Below are 22,848 nucleotides of genomic sequence, written 5' to 3' on the forward strand. Positions count from 1 at the left end.
ATCCGGCGTCGGCGGAGAAGCACAAGCCGGTGATGGACGCGCTGAACGAGTTCTACACCGATCTGCAGTCGGTCCCCGAGCTGGCGGATCTCGATGCGGCGTGGTCCTCCTGCCTGAGCGACGCGGGCTACCCCGGTTTCGCCACCCCCTACGACGCCGTGAACTCGATCAGCGACAAGCTGACGGCGGTCTACGACGCGGCCGGCGACCAGGTGGTCGAGCCGACCGACCCGAAGCTCGTCGCGGTGAAGGACGAGGAGATCGAGCTCGCCCTCGCCGATCTGGACTGCCGGGAGAAGACCGACTACACCGCGGTGCACAAGAAGGTCCAGGACGCGCTGGAGCAGCGGTTCATCGACGACCACCGCGCCGAGCTCGACGCGCTGAAGGCCGATGCCGAGCAGGGCGAGTAGATGCGCGTTCCCCGCCGCCCGGGCTCCGGCGATCCGACGCCGCCCGACTCGGAGCCGACCGGTCGAACGACCTCCGATCCGACGCCGACCGATCCGCTTGACCTCCTCGCGGTCACCGAGCCCCCCGACGACGGCTCCCAGGCTCCGCGACGCCGCGGCCGCTTCGCCGCGCTCGCCGCCGTCGTCTCGCGCAACCGCGTCCTCTGGATCGTGGCCGCCGCCGCGCTGGTGAGCCTCGTCGCGGGCCTGCTCGTCGGGAGGTTCGTGGTGTCGCCCGCCGAGGCCGCCGCGAACGCGGAACCACCCGCCCCCGGCCTGATCACCGCGCCGGTCGAGTCCGGCGAGCTGAGCAACGACGTGACCCTCCGCGGCGAGGTGCGCTACGCGGACGCCGTCGAGGTGACCATCGACACGACCGGGATCCAGGGCGCGGCGGTGGTGACCGGTCAGGTCCCGGCGGCCGGTGCCGAACTGTCGCCGCTGTCGATCGCCCTGGAGATCGCGGGTCGCCCCGTCATCGTCCTCCCCGGCGACCTGCCGGCCTACCGGACCCTGCGGTTCGGGGTGTCCGGACCGGACGTGGTGCAGTTCAAGACGGCGCTGCGCGGCCTCGGGATCGATGCCGGCGATCCGGCCGACGGCGTCTTCGACGAGACGGCCGCGAACGCGGTCACCGAGCTCTACGCCCAGGCAGGCTACGCGCCGCCCGCGACGCAGGAGGACGGCGAGGACGTCGTCCGCGCCGCCCAGGAGACGCTGCGCTCGGCCGAGCAGGGGCTCGTCGCCGCGCAGAAGGAGTTCGACGCCGCTCGGGCCGGCTCCTCGCCCGTCGAGGTCCGCGGGGCGGACAACGCGGTCGCGAGCGCACGGCGCGAACTGGAGGCCGCCCGCGCGGCCGAGCCGCCGGACGGCCTCCGCATCGCGGACCTCGACGACGCGCTCGGCCTCGCCGAGCTCCGGCGAGCCCAGCTGGGCGCGAGCACCGACACCGGCGCCCAGCGCGGCGCCGTCGAGTCGGCGCAGTCCCAGGTGACGCAGGCCCAGGAGGACCTCACCCGCGCCCGCCAGTCCGTCCTCCCGGCGCTCCCCGCAGGCGAGGTGCTGTTCCTCACCTCGCTCCCGCGGCGGGTGGACGCCGTCACCGCCAAGCGCGGCAGCGTGCTGTCCGGGGCGGCGATGACGGTCTCCGGCGCGCAGGTCGAGCTCTCCGGCTCCGCCGCCGAGGCCGACGCGCGGCTGCTCTCGGTCGGGCAGAAGGCCTCGTTCGAACTTCCCGACCGTTCGTCGCACGGCGCCACGGTGTCGGGTGTCGATCCCGCGAAGGACGGCAAGGGGCGCTGGACGGTGACGCTCACCCCCGATCCGCTCTCGCCCGAGCAGATCGAGCAGCTGCGCGACACCAACGTCAAGGTCACGGTCGCGGTCGGAGCGACCGAGGGCGCCGTGCTCTCGGTCCCGGTCGCCGCGCTGTCCGCCGGCTCCGGCGGCGAGAGCCGGGTCGAGGTCGTCGACGGCGATCCGCGCGACCCGGGCGCCGCCACCCGGCTCGTCGTCGTCACCACCGGACTCGCCGCGAAGGGCGCGGTCGAGGTGTCGCCGGTGGACGGGACGCTCGACGAGGGCGACCTGGTCGTGGTCGGACGGTGACCGCTCCGCTGGTCGAGCTGCGGGACGTCACCCGCTCGTTCCCGGGTCCGCCCGAGGTGCAGGCGCTCAAGGGCGTCAGCCTCCGGATCGACGAGGGGGACTACGTCTCGATCGTCGGCCCCAGCGGCTCGGGCAAGTCGACGATGCTGAACATCCTCGGGCTGCTCGACCGGCCGAGCGTCGGCGAGTACCGGCTCGACGGCGCGCTCACCGGGGCGCTCGACGAGGACACCCGGGCCGCCGTGCGGGCGCAGCGCATCGGCTTCGTGTTCCAGTCCTTCCACCTGCTGCCGCGGCGCACGGTGCTCGAGAACGTGATGCTGCCGATGCTCTACAGCGGGACGCCGCGCGCCGACCGCGAGGCGCGCGCCCGCGACGCCCTGCTCCGGGTCGGCCTCGGGCACCGGCTCGGCTTCCTGCCGACCACGCTCTCGGGAGGCGAGCGCCAGCGCGTCGCCGTGGCGCGCGCCGTGGTCGCCCGCCCGAGCCTCCTCCTCGCCGATGAGCCCACCGGCAATCTGGACGGCTCGACGACGGCGGACGTCATGCGGCTCTTCGAGGAGCTGACGGACACCGGACTCACCCTGGTCGTCATCACCCACGACCTCGCCGTCGCCCGGCGGGCGCGCCGGTGCCTCCGCATCGCCGACGGACGGATGCAGGAGGTGACCGCATGAGCCCGGCACTCGCGGCGCTGCGCCGGCGGCTCGGGCGCCGGCGACCGCGCTCGGCCGCCGCGTCCGCGCTGCTGCGGCCCGTCCGTCGCGCGGACCGCTTCACCGCCGCCGACCTGCTCGCCGAGGCCACCTCCGACATCGGCACGCGGCCGGCCCGGCTGGTGATGACCCTGCTCGGCACGGTGCTCGGCATCGGCGCCCTCGTCGCCACGATCGGCTTCGCCCAGACGACCGCCGATCAGCTCGCCCGCCGGTTCGACGCGTTCGCCGCCACCCAGGTCGTCGTGCAGCCGGCCGAGGCGAAGGACTCCTCCGGCGACAGCGTCGCCACCGGGCGCCTGCCCTGGGACGCCGTCGACCGGGTGCTCCGGCTCGCCGGTGTCGAGCAGGCGGCTCTCGTCGGCGAGGTGTCCCTCCGCGAGGGCGCGAGCGTCACCGCCGTCCCGGTCAACGATCCCTCGGCGCCCGCCGCCGCCCCGCCGCGGGTGTTCGCCGCCTCCGCCGATCTCCTCGGCACCCTCGAGGGCGACGTGACCACCGGGCGGATGTTCGACTCCGGACACGACGCGCGCGCCGATCGCGTCGTCGTCCTCGGCAGCCGCGCGGCGGAGCGGCTCGGTGTCGAGCGCGTCGACTCCCGGCCGTCGATCCTGATCGACGGGGTCGCCTACTCGGTCCTCGGGATCTTCGCCGACGTCCACGCCCGCGCCGAGCTGCTCGACGCGGTCGTCCTCCCCACCGGCACCGCGCGAGCCGACTTCGCGCTCGCGACGCCGGGGGACCTCCAGGCGCGCATCGACATCGGCGCCGGCCCGCAGGTCGCGGCGCAGGCACCGCTGACCCTCGCCCCGGACGCACCCGACTCCGTCTCCGTCTCCGCGCCAGGCGGCCGGTCCGAGCTGGCCGGCGACGTCCGCGCCGACGTGGACCTGGTGTTCCTGATCCTCTCGGTGGTGGTGCTCCTCGCGGGCGGCGTCGGCATCGCTAACGTCACCACGCTGTCGGTGATGGAGCGCGTCGGCGAGATCGGCCTGCGCCGTGCCCTCGGCGCCACACGACGCAGGATCGCGCAGCAGTTCATCGTCGAGTCGGCCGTGATCGGCCTCCTCGGCGGTCTGCTCGGTGCGGCGACCGGCGTCCTCGCGGTGCTCGCGGTCTCGCTCGCGCACCAGTGGACCCCGGTGCTCGACCCCGGGGTGGCGTTCGGCGGCGCACTCCTCGGCGCGCTGATCGGACTGCTCGCGGGCAGCGTGCCGGCGCGGCGCGCGTCCCGCATCGAGCCGATCGCGGCCCTCCGCGGGACGTGAGCGCCGCCGCCGGCACCCGGGTCGCGATCAGGGCGTCGGCCCCGATCCGCTGCCCGGGTGCCGCCGGAAGCGGTCCGCCGCTCAGGCGTCGAGGGTCCAGCCCGGGCGCACCCAGTGGCAGGTGTAGCCGCCGGGGTGCTTCCGGAGGTAGTCCTGGTGCTCCTCCTCCGCGTCCCAGAACTCGCCGGCCGGCTGGATCTCGGTGACGACCGGGCCCGGCCAGCGGCCGGAGGCGTCGATCTCGGCGATCGTCTCGCGGGCGACGCGCTCCTGCTCGGGCGAGAGGGCGACGATCACGGAGCGGTAGCCCGTGCCGATGTCGTTGCCCTGCCGGTTCCGGGTGGTCGGATCGTGCGCCTGGAAGAAGAACTCGAGCAGATCGCGGTACGAGGTCTGCTCGGGGTCGAACTCGATCTCCACGGCCTCGGCGTGGTCGCCGTGGTGGCGGTAGGTGGCGTTCGGGGTGGTCCCGCCGGCGTAGCCGGCACGGGTCTCGAAGACGCCCGGGAGATCCCGGATCAACTCCTGCAGGCCCCAGAAGCAGCCGCCGGCGAGGATCGCGCGCTCCTCGGCCATCAGACGGCGACTGTCGACGACAGCGGCGAGTGATCGCCGGAGCGGGTGGCCGGCACGGAGGGCAGGCGGGTGGACCGGGCGCGGGCGCCGGTGTCGTGCAGGGGGATGAGCATGGGTTCTCCTTGTCCTCGTCCATTCCACCACCTGGGCGCGGTCCTCGGGGGACCGGCGCAGGACCTAGCCGAGCAGCGTGTAGGTCGAGGCGTCCAGGTACACGGTGCTGTCGGTGCAGACCTCGATCGCGGCGGGCGCGCGGACGGCGGCATCGGCCGCGTCGATCACCTCGGCCACCAGGAAGGTCGACGTCGCGGCCGGGCAGCCGAAGGCACCGGGGGAGTGCCAGGCGACCCGGACGTCCGCCTGTGCCGCCGGAGCGAGGGCGAGCAGGCCGGCCGGGTTCGGGCCGTCGGCGGAGGCGACCGCGCCGAGGCGGCTGCCGTCGGCCCCCGCGGCGTAGACCCCGGGGATGCCGGCGAGCGTGCAGGTCCGGTCGGTCGTGTTCGTGAAGATCAGGTCGAAGGCGCTGCTGCCCGCGCCGGACGCGTCGGGGTCGGCGCGGTACTCGAGCGAGAGGTCGCTCCCGACGCAGCGGACGGTCGAGGGCTCAGGCGCAGGCGCGGGTGCCGGCTGCTGGGACGCGGTCGGCAGCGGGGCGGGAGTCTCGGGTGCCGCCGTCGGCGCGGCGGTCGGCTCCGCGGTCGGGACGATCGAGGCGGGTGCCGACGCCGTCGCGGTGGGCGAGGCAGTAGGCGTGACCGTGGCTGTCGCGCTCGGCCGCGGCAGCGGCGAGGTGGAGGAGGCGATGTCGGCGCGCCCCGCGCAGCCGGTGACGAGGAGGCCGACCGTGGCGAGGGTCAGGGCCGCCGCGGCACCGCGGCGTAGGAGGACGCTCATGGGCCGAGTCTGCCACCGCGGGGCGCGATCGGCGGCCCCGGACCGGCAGCCCGCGATCGACGGCCCACGATCTGCAGCCCCGGATCGGCGGCCCGCGATCAGCTCCCGGTGTCCGCCAGGCGCCGGGACGCGGTGCTCATGTGCGCCTCCATCGCCCGCGCGGCGGCGGACGGGTCGCGCGCCTCGATCGCCTCGAGCACGGCGCGGTGCTCGGTGAAGGCGTCGAGGGCCTGCTCGGGGCTGCTGAGCGCGCGCTCGACCCAGAGTCGCAGCAGCGAGCGGATGGTCTGCAGCAGATCGCGCAGCACCACGTTCTCGGCGCTGACCGCGATCTGCAGGTGGAAGCGCACGTCGGCCTCGACGAACGCCGCGATGTCGTCGAGATGCGACTCCATCGCCGCCAGGTGCGCGCGCAGGCGCTCGAGGCCCTCCTCGTCGATCCGGAGCGCTGCCAGCATCGCGGCCTGCACCTCCAGGGTGCCGCGCACCTCGATCAGCTCGGCCGTGCGCCCCGCGGAGAGCATCAGGCCCCAGCTCAGCGTGGTCGGCAGAAGCTCGGAGGTGCTGTCGCGCAGGTAGGTGCCGGAGCCGGGCCGCACCGTGACGATGCCGAGGATCTCCAGCGCCGCGAGTGCCTCCCGCACCGCCGACCGGCCGACGCCGAGGCTCTCGGCGAGCTGGCGCTCGGGCGGGAGGCGGGAGCCGGGCACGAGATCGCCGCGGGTGAGCAGCGAGGTGAGCTGCTTGGCCACCTCGGCGACGGCGGTGCCGCGGGGGAGGACCTGCAGCTCCAGGCGCACGAGGGACGGGTCGTCTTCGGGGTACGCCGGCATGCTCCGACCGTAGCAACCGCGCCGACACCCCACCCGCAGCGACGCGACCGCAGAACCGGTTGACAACCGGCGTCCCGGCACGGCATCCTCTAATTGGTCAACCGGTCAGCCAATTCCCCCGAAGGCGGCCCGAGCCCCACCCCGCACCACCCAACACAGTCGTTGACACGGATCAGGAGATCGACGTGGACCTTCCCTCCCGCACAGGCGGAACCGCGACAGCGGACGCCGCCGTCGAGAAGAGCGCCATCAGGAAGGTGTCGATCCGGCTCGTGCCGTTCGTCGCCCTGATGTTCTTCATCAACTATCTCGACCGCACGGCCATCGGCTTCGCCGCGCCGAACGGCATGGAGGCCGACCTCGCCCTCTCGGCGGCCCAGTTCGGCTTCGCCTCGGGCGTCTTCTTCATCGGCTACATCCTGCTGGAGGTGCCGAGCAACCTCGCGCTGCACCGCTTCGGCGCTCGCCGCTGGCTCGCCCGCATCATGGTCAGCTGGGGCATCGTCGCGCTGCTCTTCACCTGGGTGCAGAACTTCGAGCAGCTCGTCGCCCTGCGCTTCCTGCTCGGTGTCGCCGAGGCGGGCTTCTTCCCCGGCGCGATCCTCTTCCTCAGCCTCTGGGTTCCGGCCAAGCACCGCTCGAAGATCCTCGCGCTCTTCTACCTGGCGCAGCCGCTCACCACGGTCATCGGCGCTCCGCTCGCGGGGCTGCTGATCGAGCAGGACGGCATCCTCGGCCTCGAGGGCTGGCGCTTCATGTTCCTCGGCGTCTCGCTGCCCGCGATCGTCATCGGCGTCATCGCCTGGTTCTACCTCAAGGACAAGCCCTCCGACGCGAAGTGGCTGACCCGCGAGGAGCAGGTCTGGCTCACCACCGCGCTCAAGCGCGAGGAGGACGTGAAGACCAAGGGCGTCACCACGCACCCCAAGATGTCCTCCGCCTTCACGAGCGGCCGCGTCTGGATGCTGAGCTTCGTCTACTTCGGCTTCATCTACGGCCTCTACGCCCTCGCCTTCTTCCTGCCCACGATCATCGAGGGCTTCCAGGAGCAGTACGGCACCACCTTCGGCATCTTCGAGAAGGGCCTGATCACCGCGATCCCCTACGTGCCCGCGGCCATCGCCCTCTACCTCTGGTCGCGCGACGCGACCCGCCGCGGCGTCCGCACCTGGCACATCGTGATCCCCGCGATCGCCGGTGGCCTGTCCATCCCGCTCGCGCTCTTCGCCGGCTCCCCGGCGGCCACGATCGCCGTGATCACCGTCACCGCGATGGCGATCTTCTCGGCGCTGCCCAACTTCTGGACCTTCCCGACCCGGTTCCTCACCGGTGCGGCGGCCGCCGCGGGCATCGCGCTGATCAACACGGTCGGCAACCTGGCCGGCTTCTCGGCCCCGTACATCACGGGCGCCCTGAAGGATGCGACCGGCGGCTACGAGGTCCCGATGTTCATCGTCGGCTTCTTCCTGCTGCTCTCGGCCGTGCTGATGTCCCTGCTGGCGCGCCGCTACAAGGACGCACCGCTCGACGCCCCCAGCGTCGACGTGATCGCGCACTGAGCACCCGCACGACTCGCCGACCGCCCGACGCCTCTCCTCGAACAGGACTCCTGATGACCCGGCTCTACAACGACCCGTCCGACTTCGCCGACGAGATGATCGACGGCTTCGTCGCCGCGAACCGCCGCTTCGTGCGGCGGGTGCAGGGCGGCGTGGTGCGCTCGACCGTGAGCGCGCCCGGCTCGGTCGCCCTCGTGGTGGGCGGCGGCTCCGGCCACTACCCGGCGTTCGGCGGGCTCGTCGGGCAGGGTCTCGCGCACGGCGCGGCGATGGGGAACCTCTTCGCCTCGCCGTCCGCGCAGCAGGTGCACTCGGTCGCCGCGGCGGCCGAGCACGGCGGCGGCGTGCTGCTGAGCTACGGCAACTACGCGGGCGACGTGCTGAACTTCGACGCGGCCGAGCGGCGCCTGCGCGACGAGGGGATCGACGTCCGCACCGTCACGGTGACGGACGACGTCTCGAGCGCGAGCGTCGCCGAGAAGCACAAGCGCCGCGGGATCGCCGGCGATCTGACGGTCTTCAAGGTCGCGGGCGCCGCCGCGGAGGAGGGCGCATCGCTGGACGAGGTCGAGCGCATCGCCCGCCTCGCCAACGAGCGCACCCGCTCCTTCGGCGTGGCCTTCTCCGGCTGCTCGCTGCCCGGGGCGTCCGAGCCGCTGTTCACCGTGCCGGAGGGGCGGATGGCGGTCGGCATGGGCATCCACGGCGAGCCGGGGATCCGCGAGGACGACGTGCCGACGGCCGACGGTCTCGCCGAGCTGCTGGTCTCGTCCCTGCTCGCCGAGGTGCCCGACGGCGTCGACGCGGCCGAGGGCTCGCGCCTCGTCGTCGTGCTGAACGGGCTCGGCTCGGTGAAGTACGAGGAGCTGTTCGTCGTCTACGCCGGCGTCGAGCGGCGCCTGCGCGAGCGCGGCCTCGAGGTGCTCGAGCCCGAGGTCGGCGAGCTCGTCACCAGCTTCGACATGGCCGGGGTCTCGCTCACCTTCTTCTGGGTGGACGACGAGCTGGAGCGGCTCTGGGCCGCGCCGGCCGAGGCGCCCGCCTACCGCAAGGGCTCGGTCCGTCCCGCCGAGCAGGCCGCGGTGACCGAGCAGGAGACGGCCGCGGTCGTCATCGGCGAGGCGAGCGACGACTCCCGCGACGCCGCCCGCACCGTACTCGCGGCGCTCGAGGCGACGCAGTCCACGATCGACGAGAACGCCGACGAGCTCGGGAGGATCGACGCGGTCGCCGGCGACGGCGACCACGGCATCGGCATGCAGCGCGGCGTGCACGCGGCGGTCTCCGCCGCCCGGGCCGCACTCGAGGCCGGTGCCGGGGCGGGGACCGTGCTCGCCCATGCCGGCGACGCCTGGTCCGACCGGGCCGGCGGCACCTCCGGAGCGCTCTGGGGCGCCGCGCTCGCCGCGGTCGGCTCGGCGCTCGGCGACACCGCCGCGCCCACGGCCGCCGCGGTGGTCGAGGGGGTCGACGGCGCCCGCGCCGCGATCCTCCGCTTCGGCGCGACGCCCGGGGACAAGACGATGGTCGACTCCCTCGTGCCCTTCGCCGACGTCCTCGCCGAGGCCGTCGCCGCGGGGGAGGAGCTGCCCGCGGCCTGGACCCGGGCCGCCGAGGCCTGCGCCGCCGCCGCCGCGGCGACCGCGCAGCTGCTGCCGAGGATGGGCCGCGCCCGGCCGCACGCCGAGAAGAGCCTCGGCACGCCCGATGCGGGTGCCCACTCGCTCGGGCTGATCGTCACCGCGATCGGCGCGGTGCTGCGCTCGGGCACCTCCGGCTCCGCGACCCCCGGCTCTGTCGGCAGCGGCGCGTAGCGTCGACACCGTCCCCGAATCCGCTTCCAGCAAGGAGAGAACACCCATGAGCGCACCCTTCCGCCTCGTCGTCGGCTCCGACGACGCCGGTCTCGACTACAAGGAGATCGTCAAGGCCGACCTGGAGAAGGACTCCCGCGTCGCGTCCGTCGTCGACGTCGGCGTGGACGGCTCGTCGCACACGCCCTACCCGAGCGTCGCCATCGCCGCCGCCGAGATGGTCGCCCGCGGCGAGGCCGACCGCGCGATCCTGATCTGCGGCACCGGACTCGGCGTCGCGATCGCCGCCAACAAGGTGGCCGGCATCCGCGCCGTCACCGCGCATGACTCGTTCTCGGTCGAGCGCTCGATCCTCTCCAACGACGCGCAGGTGCTCTGCATGGGCCAGCGCGTCGTCGGCATCGAGCTGGCCCGCCGCCTCGCGAAGGAGTGGCTCGGCTACGAGTTCGACACGTCCTCCGCCTCCGCGGAGAAGGTGCGCGTGATCGAGGCGTACGAGGCCGGCAACCCGGTCGCCGACGACGCCGCCACGGTCGGCTCGTGCTGAGCCGCGCCGCCGGGGACGCCCCGGCGTTCACCGTCGGCGTGAGCCTCAAGATGTACTTCGGTCACGCGCGGACGCTCGAGTGGATGCGGCGCATCGCCGAGATCGCGCGGACGCACGAGGCGACCGCCTCCGGAGCCGTCGAGCTGTTCGTGGTGCCGACCTTCCCCGCGCTGGTGCCGGTCGGCGCCCTCGCGGCGGAGGCCGGCGTCGCGCTCGGCGCCCAGGACCTGTTCTGGGAGGACGCGGGAGCATTCACCGGCGAGGTCAGCGGAGCGGAGCTGCGCGAGGTCGGCTGCCGGCTGGTCGAGATCGGCCACGCCGAGCGGCGCGCGCTCTTCGGCGACGACGACGAGCGCGTGCGCGCGAAGGTCGCGGCGGCGTTCCGCAACGACCTCGTCCCGCTGCTCTGCGTCGGCGAGACCGAGCGCGGCTCCGTCGAGGACGCCGTCGAGCTCGTGCTCGCGCAGATCGGCTCCGCCCTCGCGGACGCGGACGCGGCCGGCGCCGTCGGCCCGATCCTCGCCGCCTACGAGCCGGTCTGGGCGATCGGCGCCCCGGAGCCCGCCGAGCCGGCCTTCATCGCCGGCGTCGTCATCGCGCTCGAGGCGGCCCTCGCGGAGCTCCCCGGCCGCGCCGGCAGCCGCGTCATCTACGGCGGCAGCGCCGGACCCGGCCTGCTGACCGCGCTCGAGGGCCGCGTGCCCGGGCTGTTCCTCGGCCGCTTCGCGCACGACCCCGAGGCGGTCGGCGCGATTCTCGACGAGGCGCTCGCCCTCGTGCGCTCCCGCTCGGAGGCCCGCCAGTGAGCCGCATCGGCCTCAGCAGCTACGCCTTCTTCTGGCGCTCCTCCGACCGCGTTCCCGAGCCGCTCGGCGTCGAGGACATGGTCCGCGAGACCGCCGCGCTCGGCGTCGACCTGCTGCAGCTCTGCGACGTGCCGGCGCTCGAGGAGTACTCGGAGGAGCGGCTCGCCTCGCTGCGCGCGGTCGCGGACGCCGAGGGGGTCGGGCTCGAGCTCGGCACCCGCGGCACCGATCCCGTGCACCTGCGCCGCTGGCTCCGCCTCGCCCGCGCGCTCGACGTCGTGCTGCTGCGCAGCATGTGGACGTCGGGGGAGGACCGGCCGGACCGCGCGGAGACGCTGCGGCGCCTGCGCGAGATCGCGCCCGAGCTGGAGGAGGCCGGCGTCACGCTGGCCCTGGAGACCTACGAGCAGGTGAGCACCGCCGACCTCGTCGACGTGATCGCGACGCTCGATCACCCGCGGATCCGGATCTGCCTCGACCCGGCGAACACCGTCGCGAATCTCGAGCTGCCGACGGACGTCACCGCGCGTTGCGCACCGTACGTCGCGAACTGGCACGTGAAGGACTTCGACTTCAGCCGCAATCCCGGCTGGGTCGGCTTCGTCTACACCGGCACGGCGCTCGGCGACGGCCGCCTCGACTACGACGGCATGCTCGCGCTGCTCCGGCCCGCCGAGCACGGCATCACCCAGATCATCGAGTTCTGGCTCCCCTGGCAGGACACCGTCCCCGCCGCGGAGCAGGCGCTCGTCACCACCCGGCTCGAAGCCGAGTGGACCCGCACCACCCTCGACCAGCTCAGGAGAAGGAACTCATGACCGACACCACCGCCACCACCGCCCCGGGCACCGCCGCCTCCGCTCTCACCGTCGCCGTCATCGGCGCCGGCGGCAAGATGGGCATGCGGGTCTCGAACAACCTGCAGAAGTCCGAGTACAACGCCCTCTACAGCGAGGCCTCGCCCGCCGGTCAGGAGCGCACCCGCGAGGCGGGCCGCGAGATCACCGCGACGCCCGACGCCGTGAAGGACGCCGACGTGGTCATCCTCGCCGTCCCCGACGTCGTGCTCGGCGCGGTCTCGGAGGACGTGATCCCGCAGATGAAGTCCGGCGCGATCATCCTCACCCTCGACCCGGCCGCCGCCTACGCGGGGCTGCTGGCGAAGCGCGAGGACATCCACTACGCCGTGGCGCACCCGTGCCACCCGTCGGTGTTCCTCGAGCGCACCACTCCTGAGGAGTGGGCCGACACATTCGGCGGCATCGCGGCGCCGCAGGAGGTCGTCGCGGCCCTCGAGGACGCGGACGACGATGTGCGGGCGATCGCGGAGAAGGTCATCTCGACCATCTACGCGCCCGTCATCGCCGTGCACTGGGTGACCGTCAAGCAGCTCGCCGTGCTCGAGCCGACCCTGGTCGAGACCATCGCCTGCATGGTCGGCGAGTTCCTCAAGGAGGCGCTGGACGAGACCGTCAACGGCGTCGGCGTGCCCTACGAGGCGGCCCGCGCGATGCTCTACGGCCACACCTGGATCGCACTGACGAACGGCCTGCGTGGCTCGAACCCGTTCTCCGAGGCGTGCCACATCGCCATGGGCTACGGCCGCGAGGCGCTCATCAAGGACGACTGGAAGAAGATCTTCGACGACTCCGAGCTCGACTCCGTCATCGCCAAGATGCTGAAGATCGACGCCGTCAAGCGCTGACCGGCGAGGGCACGGCCTGCTGATCGCGTAGCGCTCGGAGAGGGCTGCCCTCATGCTGATCGCGTAGCGCTCGGAGAGGGCTGCCTCATGCTGATCGCGTAGCGCTAGGAGTGGGCTGCCCTCGTGCTGATCGAGTAGCCCTCGCAGAGGGCGTATCGAGATCCGCCGTCGTCCGGTGGGCGGGTCTCGATACGCCGCTGCGCGGCTACTCGACCAGCATGTAAGGGGGCGCTGCGCACCCCCTCGGCCAGCAGGGAAGGCCCTAGAGGCGGACGATCATCTTGCCGGTGTTGCCGCCGCGCATCATCGAGAGGAAGGCGTCGACCGCGTGGTCGATGCCGTCGACGACGGTCTCGTCGTAGGCGATGCTCCCCTCCTGGAACCAGCCGCCCATCAGGCGGTTGAACTCCGGGGCGTGGTCGAGGTACGCCGACAGGGTGAAGCCGCGCAGGGTCAGCGCGCGGGTGATGACGTTGGCCATGTTGTCGGGGCCGGCCGGCTTCTCGGTGCTGTTGTAGCCGGCGATCGCGCCGCAGAGCGCCGCGCGTCCGCCGTCGTTGAACGCGTCGAGCGCCGCCTCGAGGTGGTCGCCGCCGACGTTGTCGAAGTACACGTCGATGCCCTCGGGCGCCGCCGCGGCGAGCTGCTCGCGGACGGGACCGGCGTGGTAGTCGAACGCGGCGTCGTAGCCGTACTTCTCCGTCAGCAGCGCGACCTTCTCGGCCGAGCCGGCGGAGCCGATGACGCGCTTCGCGCCGAGCAGGCGCGCGATCTGGCCGGCGGCCGAGCCGACGGCTCCCGCTGCGCCGGAGACGAAGACGGTGTCGCCCTCCTTCAGCCCCGCGATGGTGGTGAGGCCGACGAAGGCGGTGAGGCCGGTCATGCCCAGGACGCCGAGTCGCAGCGACAGCGGGGCGCCGGGGATCTCGGGAACGACGCGGAACGCCGAGGTCTCGGCCTGGACGATGTCGCGCCAGCCGAGCTGGTGCAGCACGACGGCGCCGACGGGGAAGTCCGGGTCGGCCGACACGGTGACGCGGCCGATCGCGCCGCCGGTCATCGTCTCGCCGAGCGCGTACGGCGGGGTGTAGCTCTTGACGTCGTTCATCCGACCGCGCATGTACGGGTCGACGGAGAGGAAGGCGTTCTCGACGCGGATCTCGCCGGCCGCGGGTTCGTCGTACTCGACCTGCGCCGTGCGGAAGTCCTCGGCGACGGGCCAGCCGACGGGGCGGCGGACGAGCTGGATCTGGGTGCTGGTGACGGTGGTCATGGAGCCTTCCGAGGGGTCGTGGGGGTGGGGATCAGGAGGCGGCGAGGCCGATGCCGAGCGCGAGGACCGCGAGCAGTCCGGGTGCCATCTGCGTGAGCGCCGCGCGCCGCTTGCCGGAGGAGGAGAGCAGCAGCACGAGGGCTGCGGCGACCATCGATCCGGTGCCGGTGAAGACGAGGGCGGCGCCGACGGCCGTGGCGCCCGAGGCGAGCACGATCACGCCGACGATCGTCACGATCGCGAGGAACAGGTTGTAGAAGCCCTGGTTGAAGGCGAGCTCCTTCGTCGACTCGGCCTCTCCTGCGGTGGTGCCGAAGGTGGAGCGGGCGCGCGGGGTCGTCCAGAGCAGCGACTCGAGCACGAAGATGTAGACGTGCAGCAGCGCCGCGAGGGCGGCGAGAACGAGTCCGATGACGATCACGACGGGACCTCCTGATTGTGTATCGCTCGGTTCACTACCGAACGGCCTCACTCTATACTGGAACGACCGGTTCACAACAGTCCGGTTCTTTCCGGCAGTCAGCAGAGGGAGTCGCCGTGGGACGCACGCAGAGCTTCGACACCGACCAGGTGGTCCGGTCGGCGCGCGCCGTCTTCTGGGACCGCGGCTTCGAGGAGGCGTCGCTGCCCGAGCTCGAGGCGGCGACCGGACTCGGCCGCTCCAGCCTCTATCACGCGTTCGGCAGCAAGCGCGGGCTCTTCGACGCGGCGGTGCAGAGCTACCTCGACGAGATCGTGCGGCCTCGGCTGGAACCGCTCATCCGGGTCGACGTCTCACCGACGGCCCTCGGGGACTACTTCTCGGGGCTGCGGGATGCGCTCGCGGATCCGCGGACCGTGTCGGCGCAGAGCGGGTGCCTCCTCCTCAATGCGGCGGGCGCGCCGATCGCGCGCGACGACGCGGTGCGCGAGGTGATCGCGGAGTACCGGGCGGAGCTGCAGCGGGCGATGCTCGCGGGGGCGGCGGCGCGGTGGCCGGGGGAGTCCGCCGAGTGGCGGGGGCGGCAGGCGGGGGTGCTGGTGTCGCTGCTGGTGACGGCGCTGGTTCTGGCGCGGGTCGATCCGGGGCAGGCGGTGGCGACAGCGGAGTCGGCGCTCGGGCTGGTGCGGGGGGACTGACGGCCCGGGGCGGCAGGCGGGGGTGCTGGTGTCGCTGCTGGTCACGGCGCTGGTTCTGACGCGGGTCGATCCGGGGCAGTCGGTGGCGACAGCGGAAGCGGCGCTGGGGATGGTGCGGGGGGACTGACGGCCCGGGGCGCTGAATGCTGGAGTGCTTGTCGCTTCGCGACATCGCTTCGTCGGTGCGAACGGGGTGGTCCCGGCACCTCGTCGCGGCTCCTTCCCGCGCGCCTGCGGCGCGCCCGCCAGGCCCGAGCCAGGAGCCGCGGCGAGGCACCGCGACCACCCCTCCGTTCGGAGGAGATGGCGGCGGCCGTGTGCTCGGGCCGGAGGGGAACGCCAGGGATCGGGCGGCGTGGGCGGATGTTCGGCTCGTGGAACCGCGTTCGGCTTGCGGGAACGGGCCGATTCGGCGTGCCGAGGGGTGTTCCGCGTGCCGGAGGTGGCCGGTGGGGACCTTCGGCTCGTGGATCGAGGGTCGGCTCGTGGAATCTCAGGGCTTCGGCGTGCCGGGGTTGGGTTCGCGTGCCCGAGGTGTCGGCGCCGCGGGTTCGGCTCGTGGAAGTGCGTCTGGCTCGCGGGATCGGGCTGTTCCGACGTGCCGAGTGTCGTTTCGCGTGCCGGAGGTGGCGGGGCGGCGGGTTCGGCTCGTGGAATCACGTTCGGCTCGCGGAATCCGATGATTTCGGCGTGCCGGGGGTGGGTTCGCGTGCCGGAGGTGGCGGGGCGGCGGGTTCGGGTCGTGGAAGTGCGGCCGGCTCGCGGATCGGGCTGTCCCGGCGTGCCGAGGCTCGTTTGGCGTGCCGGAGGTGGCGGGCGGGACGGTTCGGCTCGTGGAGTGACGTTCGGCTCGCGGAATCGGGCCGCTTCGGCGTGCCGGAGGTGGTTTCGCGTGCCGGAGGTGCGGGGCGGGCGGGTTCGGCTCGTGGAATCACGTTCGGCTCGGGGAATCCGGGGGATTCGGCGTGCCGGGGGTGGGTTCGCGTGCCGGAGGTGGTGGGGCGGAGTCCCGGCACGACGGAGGGCCGGCGGAGGGGTCTCCGCCGGCCCTCAGGAGGGGGGCGTCAGTCGGTGCCGGCGTCGAAGGCGGCGCCCTCGGAGGCGAGGTCGGTGGCGCGGCCGAGCGCGTCGGCGGCGGCGGAGCCGTTGCCCTCGGTGATCGCCTCGGACTCGCCGATCTCGAGGTGGCCGACCAGCTCGGCGGTGGAGCCGCCGACCAGGCCCGCGGCGGCGTACTGCTCGAGGCGCGAGCGGGAGTCCGCGATGTCGAGGTTGCGCATGGTCAGCTGGCCGATGCGGTCCTCGGGGCCGAAGGCGGCGTCGCCGACGCGCTCCATCGAGAGCTTGTCGGGGTGGTAGCTCAGGGCGGGGCCGGTGGTGTCGAGGATCGTGTAGTCGTCGCCTCGGCGCAGGCGCACGGTGACCTCGCCGGAGACGGCGGAGCCGACCCAGCGCTGGATGGACTCGCGCAGCATCAGCGACTGCGGGTCGAGCCAGCGGCCCTCGTACATCAGGCGGCCGAGGCGGCGGCCCTCGGAGTGGTACTGCGCGATGGTGTCCTCGTTGTGGATCGCGTTGAGCAGGCGCTCGTAGGTCAGGTGCAGCAGCGCCATGCCGGGCGCCTCGTAGATGCCGCGGCTCTTCGCCTCGATGATGCGGTTCTCGATCTGGTCGGAGTTGCCCAGGCCGTGGCGGCCGCCGATCGCGTTGGCCTCGAGGACGAGGGCGACCGGGTCGGAGTACTCGACGCCGTTGAGCTCGACCGGGCGGCCGGCCTCGAAGCGGACGCTGACCGTCTCGGCGGCGATCTCGACGTCCTCGCGCCAGGCGGCGACGCCCATGATCGGCTCGACCAGCTCCATGCCGCTGGAGAGCTCCTCGAGGCGCTTGGCCTCGTGGGTGGCGCCCCAGATGTTCGCGTCGGTGCTGTACGCCTTCTCGGTGGCGTCGCGGTAGGGGAAGCCGCGGGCGACGAGCCACTCCGACATCTCGGTGCGGCCGCCGAGCTCGTTGACGAACTGGACGTCGAGCCAGGGCTTGTAGATGCGCAGGCGCGGGTTGGCGAGCAGGCCGTAGCGGTAGAACCGCTCGATGTCGTTGCCCTTGTAGGTGGAGCCGTCGCCCCAGATGTCGACGCCGTCCTCGCGCATGGCGCGGACGAGCAGGGTGCCGGTGACGGCGCGGCCCAGGGGAGTGGTGTTGAAGTAGGTCTTGCCGCCGGAGCGGATGTGGAAGGCGCCGCACTGCAGCGCGACGAGCCCCTCCTCGACCAGGGCGCTCTTCGCGTCGACGAGGCGCGAGATCTCGGCGCCGTACTGCGCGGCGCGCGCGGGCACGCTGTCGATGTCGGGCTCGTCGGCCTGGCCGATGTCGGCGGTGTAGGTGCAGGGCACCGCGCCCTTCTCGCGCATCCAGGCGACCGCGACCGATGTGTCGAGCCCTCCCGAGAATGCGATTCCGACGCGCTCGCCCACGGGCAGACTGTTCAAGACCTTCGACATGGCTCCGATTTTAGGAGACTCGCGGGGGCTCCCGTGACGCGGCCGGACGCGCGACACCTGTCGGGTATTTCTGCTCAGGGGGATGGACGCCCGTGGTCGGGCCGTGGGAGGCTCCGCCTGGCCCGCTCGACGATGCGCGGGCCTCCTCTGCTTCCGCCCTGCGAAAGGCACTCATGCCACAGCCCACCGCCCGCCGCTTCGCGGCGCTCACGCTCACGTGCCTCCTCGCGACGGGAGGTGCCGCCGCGCTCGCTCCGACCGCGTCCGCGCTCTCGTCCGCGGTGGTCCGGACGCTCGACGCCTCCGACCCGTCGGCCGAGGCGGTCTCGACCCTCGCCGCGGGCGACCGTCTCGAGTCCGGCTCGGCGCTCACCGCCGATCAGCAGATCACCTCGCCCGACGGCGGCTACCGCTTCGTGATGCAGGGCGACGGCAACGCGGTCGTCTACGACGGCTCGGGCCGCCCGACCTTCAGCACCGAGACCGCCGGCAGCGGCTCCCGGATCGAGATGCAGTCGGACGGCAACCTCGTCGTCTACACGACCACGGGCCGCCCCGTCTGGCAGTCCGGCACCGCCGGCAACGACGGTGCCTCGCTGGCGATGCAGAACGACGGCAACCTCGTCGTCTACCGCACCGACGGCTCGGCCGCCTGGGCGTCGTTCGGTCAGGCCGCCCCGCCGGCCGTCGCCGGCGACACCCTCGCCGGTGGCGCGGCCCTGCGCTCCGGCGAGCAGCTCACCTCGAGCGACTCCCGCTCGCGCGCGGTCATGCAGGGCGACGGCAACTTCGTCGTCTACCGCGACGGCTCGGCCCGCTGGAGCTCCGGGACCTCGGGTGCGGGAAACCGCCTCGAGATGCAGGGCGACGGCAACGCGGTCGTCTACTCGGGCAGCCGCTCCCTCTGGCAGTCGAGCACCGCGGGCAACCCCGGCGCGCGCATGGTCATGCAGGACGACGGCAACCTGGTGATCTACTCGGGCAGCCGCGCGATCTGGTCGAGCACGGCGCCGACCCCGCCGCCGGCCCCGACCCCGCCGCCGTCCGGGAACGGGCAGAGCCAGCTGAACGGCGGCAGCACCCTGTACGGGAACGAGAACCTGGTCGCCGGCGACTTCCGCGCCGCGATGCAGTCGGACGGCAACTTCGCGGTCTACGGCGCGGGGACGCGCCTGCGCTGGGCGGCCGGGATCTCCGGAGCGGGCAACCGCCTGGTGATGCAGACGGACGGCAATGCGGTGATCTACTCCGCGGGCGGCTCCGCCCGCTGGCAGTCGGGCACCTCGGGCAACCCGGGTGCGCGCATGGTGATGCAGACCGACGGCAATCTCGTCATCTACCGCGCAGGCGGAGGCGCGATCTGGCAGACGAACACGAGTCGTCCCTCCCGGCCGGCCGCTGACAAGGACTGCGACGACTTCTCGAGCCCGGCTGTCGCTCAGGCTGAGTTCAACCGCTACTACCTCGACTACGGGGACGTGTTCGACCTCGATCGGGACGGCGATCGCAGGGTCTGCGAGTAGCTGTACGAGCGTGCGAAGGCCCGTCCCCCGCATGGGTGCGGGCCTTCGCCGTGTCGGCTCCGCGGCGCGCTTCCCGCAGCTGGGAGAAGCACCCTGTCGGCAGAGGAGGTGCGGCCGGCCCTTCGCGCTGGTCGAACAGCCCTGGAGGGGCGCGTTGCGCCCCGCAGTCCTCAGCAGGGAGGGTCTGCAGGCCCGTCCGTCGGCGCTGGTGGATCTCGATACGCCCGCGGTGCGGGCTACTCGATCAGCATGCATGGCCCCGTGAAGACAGGGATCCACAAGGTCGTCCTTCGGGCGCTGGTGGATCTCGATGCGCCCGCTGTGCGGGCTACTCGATCAGCACGGGCCGCGGGGCCCCGCCGCGCAGGCCGACCGCAGGCAGGAGCACGTTGTCGACGAGGGAGATCAGGTAGTCGCGGTCGACGGGCTCGCGCATCAGCAGCACGCGGTAGGAGACCATCGAGGGGGTCAGGACGGCGAGCATGTCGACGTCGACGTCGGCCGGGATCTCGCCGCGGTTGATGGCGCGGCGCAGGAGCGTGCGGTTGGCGCGGGCGCGCGGCTCCACAATGGCCTGGCGGACGGCGTCGGCCAGCTCGGGCGCCTTCGAGATCATCGCGACGACGCCGGACATGATCCGGAGCTTCCGCTCGGCGTCCTCGATGGCGCGCGGGCGGATCAGGGCGACCAGGTCGCCGCGCAGGGTGCCGGTGTCGGGGAGCGCGTCCTGGTCGATGTCGGCGCCCTTCAGGCAGGCGACGGCCTCGAGCACGAGCTCGGCCTTCGACTCCCAGCGGCGGTAGAGGGTGGCCTTGCCGGCCTTCGCACGCGCGGCGACCATGTCGATGGTCATGCCGTCGTAGCCGGTCTCGGCGAGCACGTCGAGGGCGGCGGTGAGGATCTCGCCATCGCGGTTCGGATCGCGGCGGCGCCCGGGCCGGGCCGGGGCGTCGCAGGTGGCGGCGGGGGGAGTGGGCGGCGTCATCGCGGCTTCTCCAATCGGTTCGGGAGGGTCGCGCGAACGACCCGTGTGAACACCATGCTAATTGGAGAACTCCGCAGTTCCGAAACTGGCGAGTCTCGTATATGGTCTCCTCCATGTCGCAGACCACATCACTGCCGGACTCCGCCGCCCCCGCGGTTCCGGCCCCGTCCTCCCGCCGCTGGTGGACGCTCGTCGCCGTCGGGCTCGCCCAGCTCATGGTCGTGCTCGACTCCACCGTCGTGAACATCGCGCTCCCCGCCGCCCAGGCCGACCTCGGCTTCTCGGACGGCGACCGCCAGTGGGTCGTCACCGCCTACTCGCTCGCCTTCGGCAGCCTCCTGCTGCTCGGCGGGCGCCTCTCCGACCTGATCGGCCGCAAGCGCACCTTCGTCATCGGCCTGATCGGCTTCGCCATCGCCTCCGCGCTCGGCGGCGCCGCCCCGAACTTCGAGCTGCTCATCGCGGCCCGCGCCCTGCAGGGCGTGTTCGGTGCCCTCCTCGCCCCGACCGCCCTCGCCGTGCTCACCACCACCTTCACCGTCCCGAAGGAGCGGGCCCGCGCGTTCGGCGTCTTCGGCGCGATCGCCGGGGCCGGCGGCGCGGTCGGCCTCCTCCTCGGCGGCGTGCTGACCGAGAGCTTCGACTGGCGCTGGAACCTCTACATCAACGTCGTGATCGCGGTCGTCGCGGTCATCGGCGCGATCGTCTTCGTGCCGACGATCGACCGGGTCGGCCCGCGGCCGCGACTCGACGTGCCCGGGACGATCCTCGTCTCGGCGGCCCTCTTCGGCCTGGTCTTCGGCTTCGCCAATGCGGAGACCGACGGCTGGGACTCGCCGATGACCTGGGTGCCGCTCGCGGCGGCCGTCGTGCTGCTGGTCGGCTTCGTCCTGCGCCAGCGCAGCACCGAGCACCCGCTGCTGCCGCTGCAGATCGTGCTGGACCGCGACCGCGGTGCCGCGTACCTCTCGGTGCTGATCGCCGGCGCGGGGATGTTCGGGATCTTCCTCTTCGTCACCTACTACCTGCAGGTCTCGCTCGGCTACTCGCCGATCCAGACCGGGCTGTCGTTCCTGCCGATGATCGGGATGCTCGTGCTCGCCGCGCAGCTCTCGACCAACCTGCTCCTGCCGCGCTTCGGCCCGAAGATCATGGTGACCTTCGGCATGCTGCTCGGCGTGGTCGGCATGCTCCTGCTCACCCGCCTCGACCTCGACAGCGGCTACGCGGCGGACGTGCTGCCGGCGCTGATGGTGCTCGGCTTCGCGATGGGCTCGATCATGCCCGGCTCGATGCAGACCGCCACCCGCGGAGTCGACATGCGCTTCGCCGGCGTCGCCTCGGCGATGGTCAACACCAGCCAGCAGGTCGGCGGCTCGATCGGCACCGCGCTGCTCAACACGCTCGCGGCGACCGCGGTGACCGACTACCTCCTCACGCATACCCCGACCACGGCGGCGACGGCGGCGGAGGCGGCGGTGCAGAGCTATGCGGTCGCCTACGGCTGGGGCGCGGGCTTCTTCGCCCTCGGCGCGGTGCTCTCGGTGCTGCTGTTCCGCCGCCGCTCGGCGGGGCTCGCGGTCTCGACCGGAGCCTCCGCGGAGCCGGTGCTCGCGCACTGACCGGCGGACTCCGGTCCGATCGGCGCACTCGTACGGCCGGGACTCCCGCATCAGCGTGGGCCCCGGCCGTTCGCCGTTCCCCGGACGTGTCGGCGTGTTGCGCCGCGGGTCGCCCCGGGTCGGGCGCGTGCGTAGCGTCGGGGGATGCCCGAGACCCTCGACATCGTCCACCTGCGCACGCTCGTGGCGATCGCCGACTGCGGCGGATTCGGCCGGGCGGCCGTCGCCCTGCACATCAGCCAGCCGACGGTCTCGCAGCACGTCCGCACCCTCGAGCGGCGGCTCGAGCGCACCTTCATCGAGAAGGTCGGGCGCAGGGCCCGCTTCACGTCGGCCGGCGAGCGCCTCCTGGTGCAGGCCCGCCGAATCCTGGCGGTGCACGACGATGCGCTGGAGCTGCTCGACGCGGCGAGCGAGAACCCGCTCGCCCTCGGCCTGACCGAGCCGGCCGCGGAGCAGCTGCTGCCCCGGCTGCTCGAGACGCTGCACCGCGCCTTCGACGACCGCCCGCTCACCTTTACACTCGACCGCTCCACCCACCTGGCGGAGGCGGTGGCCCGCGGCGTCGTCGATCTCGGGGTCATCCTCGGCGTGGGCGGCGACCTGCCGGGCCGCCAGGTCGCGACGCTGCCGCTCGACTGGTACTCGGCACCCGGCTGGCAGCCGCCGGAGGACGCGCCGATCCCGCTCGTCGCCTACTCCGAGCCGTGCGGGATGCGCCAGCGCGCGCTGCAGCAGCTCGGCGCCTTCGGTCACGAGGTGCGGGTGGTCGCCGAGTCGACGGGGCTGGAGGGCGTGATCGCGGCGGCCCGCGCCGGTGTCGGAGTCGCGGTGCTGCCGACCGCGCACCGCGGCACGGTCGCCGAGGGACTCGTCGAGCGGCACGACCTGCCGGCCCTGGGCTCGGTCAACCTCCGCCTCGTGTCGCGGCGCGGCCTGGCCCCGGACGTCGAGGACACGGCGCTCGCCGCCCTCGCGGAGGTCTTCGGGACCGTGCGGGCGCGGCCGGTCGCGGTGCCCGCGGGCGCGCGAGTGTGACGACCGTCG

The 22,848-nt window shown here is 73.1% G+C and carries 21 protein-coding genes; 14 read left to right on the plus strand and 7 right to left on the minus strand.

All coding sequences use genetic code 11. The annotated features are described in order from the left end of the window. Positions 1-32 precede the first annotated feature (32 nt). Genes EDF36_RS10145 through EDF36_RS10160 form a run of 4 tightly spaced genes read left to right on the plus strand, consistent with a single transcriptional unit; the run spans position 33 to position 4,044 of the window. Positions 33-413, plus strand: coding sequence for a hypothetical protein (locus tag EDF36_RS10145; RefSeq protein ID WP_123732933.1), 381 nt, complete (start codon positions 33-35; stop codon positions 411-413). Next, entirely contained in the window at positions 414-2,060 is a 1,647-nt protein-coding gene (locus EDF36_RS10150) for a TolC family protein (RefSeq protein WP_185020442.1), read from the plus strand. Further along, complete coding sequence (locus tag EDF36_RS10155; protein WP_123732934.1) at positions 2,057-2,737, plus strand: ABC transporter ATP-binding protein; 681 nt, start codon at positions 2,057-2,059, stop codon at positions 2,735-2,737. The genes EDF36_RS10150 and EDF36_RS10155 overlap by 4 nt, the downstream gene beginning before the upstream one ends. Then, positions 2,734-4,044: an ABC transporter permease gene (locus EDF36_RS10160; protein ID WP_123732935.1), complete on the plus strand. Its 1,311-nt coding sequence runs from the start codon at positions 2,734-2,736 to the stop codon at positions 4,042-4,044. The genes EDF36_RS10155 and EDF36_RS10160 overlap by 4 nt, the downstream gene beginning before the upstream one ends. A gap of 81 nt (positions 4,045-4,125) precedes the next feature. Here EDF36_RS10160 and msrA read toward each other — a convergent pair whose 3' ends face one another. The 3 genes from msrA to EDF36_RS10175 form a co-directional block, all read right to left on the minus strand. Next, positions 4,126-4,620 carry a peptide-methionine (S)-S-oxide reductase MsrA gene (gene msrA, locus EDF36_RS10165; protein ID WP_123732936.1) on the minus strand — a complete coding sequence of 165 codons (495 nt, stop codon included), beginning with the start codon at positions 4,618-4,620 and terminating at the stop codon, positions 4,126-4,128. Between the two features lie 177 nt (positions 4,621-4,797). Then, positions 4,798-5,514 (minus strand): DUF4232 domain-containing protein, encoded by a 717-nt coding sequence (locus EDF36_RS10170; protein WP_123732937.1) that lies wholly within the window; start codon positions 5,512-5,514, stop codon positions 4,798-4,800. 98 nt (positions 5,515-5,612) lie between these two features. Beyond that, positions 5,613-6,347, minus strand: coding sequence for a FadR/GntR family transcriptional regulator (locus EDF36_RS10175; protein WP_123446065.1), 735 nt, complete (start codon positions 6,345-6,347; stop codon positions 5,613-5,615). Between the two features lie 290 nt (positions 6,348-6,637). On the opposite strand from EDF36_RS10175, the gene EDF36_RS10180 reads away from it, so the two are divergent. Genes EDF36_RS10180 through EDF36_RS10205 form a run of 6 tightly spaced genes read left to right on the plus strand, consistent with a single transcriptional unit; the run spans position 6,638 to position 12,778 of the window. Continuing rightward, positions 6,638-7,906 carry an MFS transporter gene (locus tag EDF36_RS10180; protein ID WP_221181652.1) on the plus strand — a complete coding sequence of 423 codons (1,269 nt, stop codon included), beginning with the start codon at positions 6,638-6,640 and terminating at the stop codon, positions 7,904-7,906. A 53-nt stretch (positions 7,907-7,959) separates the two neighbouring features. Continuing rightward, positions 7,960-9,720, plus strand: coding sequence for a dihydroxyacetone kinase family protein (locus EDF36_RS10185; protein ID WP_123732939.1), 1,761 nt, complete (start codon positions 7,960-7,962; stop codon positions 9,718-9,720). A 46-nt stretch (positions 9,721-9,766) separates the two neighbouring features. Next, complete coding sequence (locus EDF36_RS10190) at positions 9,767-10,267, plus strand: ribose-5-phosphate isomerase (protein WP_123732940.1); 501 nt, start codon at positions 9,767-9,769, stop codon at positions 10,265-10,267. After that, positions 10,261-11,073 (plus strand): triose-phosphate isomerase family protein, encoded by an 813-nt coding sequence (locus tag EDF36_RS10195; protein WP_260300667.1) that lies wholly within the window; start codon positions 10,261-10,263, stop codon positions 11,071-11,073. The genes EDF36_RS10190 and EDF36_RS10195 overlap by 7 nt, the downstream gene beginning before the upstream one ends. Further along, complete coding sequence (locus EDF36_RS10200; RefSeq protein WP_260300668.1) at positions 11,070-11,891, plus strand: sugar phosphate isomerase/epimerase; 822 nt, start codon at positions 11,070-11,072, stop codon at positions 11,889-11,891. Before EDF36_RS10195 ends, EDF36_RS10200 begins: the two co-directional genes overlap by 4 nt. Continuing rightward, positions 11,888-12,778, plus strand: coding sequence for a phosphogluconate dehydrogenase C-terminal domain-containing protein (locus EDF36_RS10205; RefSeq protein ID WP_123732941.1), 891 nt, complete (start codon positions 11,888-11,890; stop codon positions 12,776-12,778). The genes EDF36_RS10200 and EDF36_RS10205 overlap by 4 nt, the downstream gene beginning before the upstream one ends. A gap of 262 nt (positions 12,779-13,040) precedes the next feature. Here EDF36_RS10205 and EDF36_RS10210 read toward each other — a convergent pair whose 3' ends face one another. Both EDF36_RS10210 and EDF36_RS10215 read right to left on the minus strand, forming a co-directional pair. Continuing rightward, on the minus strand, positions 13,041-14,051 hold the full coding sequence (locus EDF36_RS10210; protein ID WP_123732942.1) for an NADP-dependent oxidoreductase: 1,011 nt from the start codon (positions 14,049-14,051) through the stop codon (positions 13,041-13,043). 31 nt (positions 14,052-14,082) lie between these two features. Next, entirely contained in the window at positions 14,083-14,472 is a 390-nt protein-coding gene (locus EDF36_RS10215; protein ID WP_123732943.1) for a DUF1304 domain-containing protein, read from the minus strand. A 116-nt stretch (positions 14,473-14,588) separates the two neighbouring features. Here EDF36_RS10215 and EDF36_RS10220 point away from each other — a divergent pair, with 116 nt between their 5' ends. Beyond that, positions 14,589-15,170 (plus strand): TetR/AcrR family transcriptional regulator, encoded by a 582-nt coding sequence (locus EDF36_RS10220; protein ID WP_123732944.1) that lies wholly within the window; start codon positions 14,589-14,591, stop codon positions 15,168-15,170. Positions 15,171-16,234: 1,064 nt separating this feature from the next. Here EDF36_RS10220 and argG read toward each other — a convergent pair. Continuing rightward, complete coding sequence (gene argG, locus EDF36_RS10225) at positions 16,235-17,671, minus strand: argininosuccinate synthase (RefSeq protein WP_123732945.1); 1,437 nt, start codon at positions 17,669-17,671, stop codon at positions 16,235-16,237. A 173-nt stretch (positions 17,672-17,844) separates the two neighbouring features. Here argG and EDF36_RS10230 point away from each other — a divergent pair, with 173 nt between their 5' ends. Then, positions 17,845-19,194 (plus strand): hypothetical protein, encoded by a 1,350-nt coding sequence (locus EDF36_RS10230; RefSeq protein ID WP_123732946.1) that lies wholly within the window; start codon positions 17,845-17,847, stop codon positions 19,192-19,194. Between the two features lie 328 nt (positions 19,195-19,522). Here EDF36_RS10230 and EDF36_RS10235 read toward each other — a convergent pair whose 3' ends face one another. Next, on the minus strand, positions 19,523-20,179 hold the full coding sequence (locus EDF36_RS10235; protein WP_123732947.1) for a TetR/AcrR family transcriptional regulator: 657 nt from the start codon (positions 20,177-20,179) through the stop codon (positions 19,523-19,525). A gap of 113 nt (positions 20,180-20,292) precedes the next feature. Here EDF36_RS10235 and EDF36_RS10240 point away from each other — a divergent pair, with 113 nt between their 5' ends. Both EDF36_RS10240 and EDF36_RS10245 read left to right on the plus strand, forming a co-directional pair. Continuing rightward, positions 20,293-21,801, plus strand: coding sequence for an MFS transporter (locus tag EDF36_RS10240; RefSeq protein ID WP_185020443.1), 1,509 nt, complete (start codon positions 20,293-20,295; stop codon positions 21,799-21,801). Positions 21,802-21,945: 144 nt separating this feature from the next. Further along, on the plus strand, positions 21,946-22,839 hold the full coding sequence (locus EDF36_RS10245; RefSeq protein ID WP_123732949.1) for a LysR family transcriptional regulator: 894 nt from the start codon (positions 21,946-21,948) through the stop codon (positions 22,837-22,839). Positions 22,840-22,848: the final 9 nt, after the last annotated feature.

It is taken from the genome of Rathayibacter sp. PhB152 (assembly GCF_003751395.1).
GTDB classification, from domain to species: Bacteria; Actinomycetota; Actinomycetes; order Actinomycetales; family Microbacteriaceae; genus Rathayibacter; species Rathayibacter festucae.

Bases quoted from the DNA above. Each gene is read 5' to 3' on its own strand.
- EDF36_RS10150 (WP_185020442.1), top strand. From the start codon at position 414: ATGCGCGTTCCCCGCCGCCCGGGCTCCGGCGATCCGACGCCGCCCGAC.
- EDF36_RS10245 (WP_123732949.1), top strand. From the start codon at position 21,946: ATGCCCGAGACCCTCGACATCGTCCACCTGCGCACGCTCGTGGCGATC.
- argG (WP_123732945.1), bottom strand. From the start codon at position 17,671: ATGTCGAAGGTCTTGAACAGTCTGCCCGTGGGCGAGCGCGTCGGAATC.
- EDF36_RS10185 (WP_123732939.1), top strand. From the start codon at position 7,960: ATGACCCGGCTCTACAACGACCCGTCCGACTTCGCCGACGAGATGATC.
- EDF36_RS10145 (WP_123732933.1), top strand. From the start codon at position 33: ATGGACGCGCTGAACGAGTTCTACACCGATCTGCAGTCGGTCCCCGAG.
- EDF36_RS10170 (WP_123732937.1), bottom strand. From the start codon at position 5,514: ATGAGCGTCCTCCTACGCCGCGGTGCCGCGGCGGCCCTGACCCTCGCC.
- EDF36_RS10180 (WP_221181652.1), top strand. From the start codon at position 6,638: ATGTTCTTCATCAACTATCTCGACCGCACGGCCATCGGCTTCGCCGCG.
- msrA (WP_123732936.1), bottom strand. From the start codon at position 4,620: ATGGCCGAGGAGCGCGCGATCCTCGCCGGCGGCTGCTTCTGGGGCCTG.
- EDF36_RS10205 (WP_123732941.1), top strand. From the start codon at position 11,888: ATGACCGACACCACCGCCACCACCGCCCCGGGCACCGCCGCCTCCGCT.
- EDF36_RS10190 (WP_123732940.1), top strand. From the start codon at position 9,767: ATGAGCGCACCCTTCCGCCTCGTCGTCGGCTCCGACGACGCCGGTCTC.
- EDF36_RS10160 (WP_123732935.1), top strand. From the start codon at position 2,734: ATGAGCCCGGCACTCGCGGCGCTGCGCCGGCGGCTCGGGCGCCGGCGA.
- EDF36_RS10175 (WP_123446065.1), bottom strand. From the start codon at position 6,347: ATGCCGGCGTACCCCGAAGACGACCCGTCCCTCGTGCGCCTGGAGCTG.
- EDF36_RS10210 (WP_123732942.1), bottom strand. From the start codon at position 14,051: ATGACCACCGTCACCAGCACCCAGATCCAGCTCGTCCGCCGCCCCGTC.
- EDF36_RS10235 (WP_123732947.1), bottom strand. From the start codon at position 20,179: ATGACGCCGCCCACTCCCCCCGCCGCCACCTGCGACGCCCCGGCCCGG.
- EDF36_RS10240 (WP_185020443.1), top strand. From the start codon at position 20,293: ATGTCGCAGACCACATCACTGCCGGACTCCGCCGCCCCCGCGGTTCCG.
- EDF36_RS10230 (WP_123732946.1), top strand. From the start codon at position 17,845: ATGCCACAGCCCACCGCCCGCCGCTTCGCGGCGCTCACGCTCACGTGC.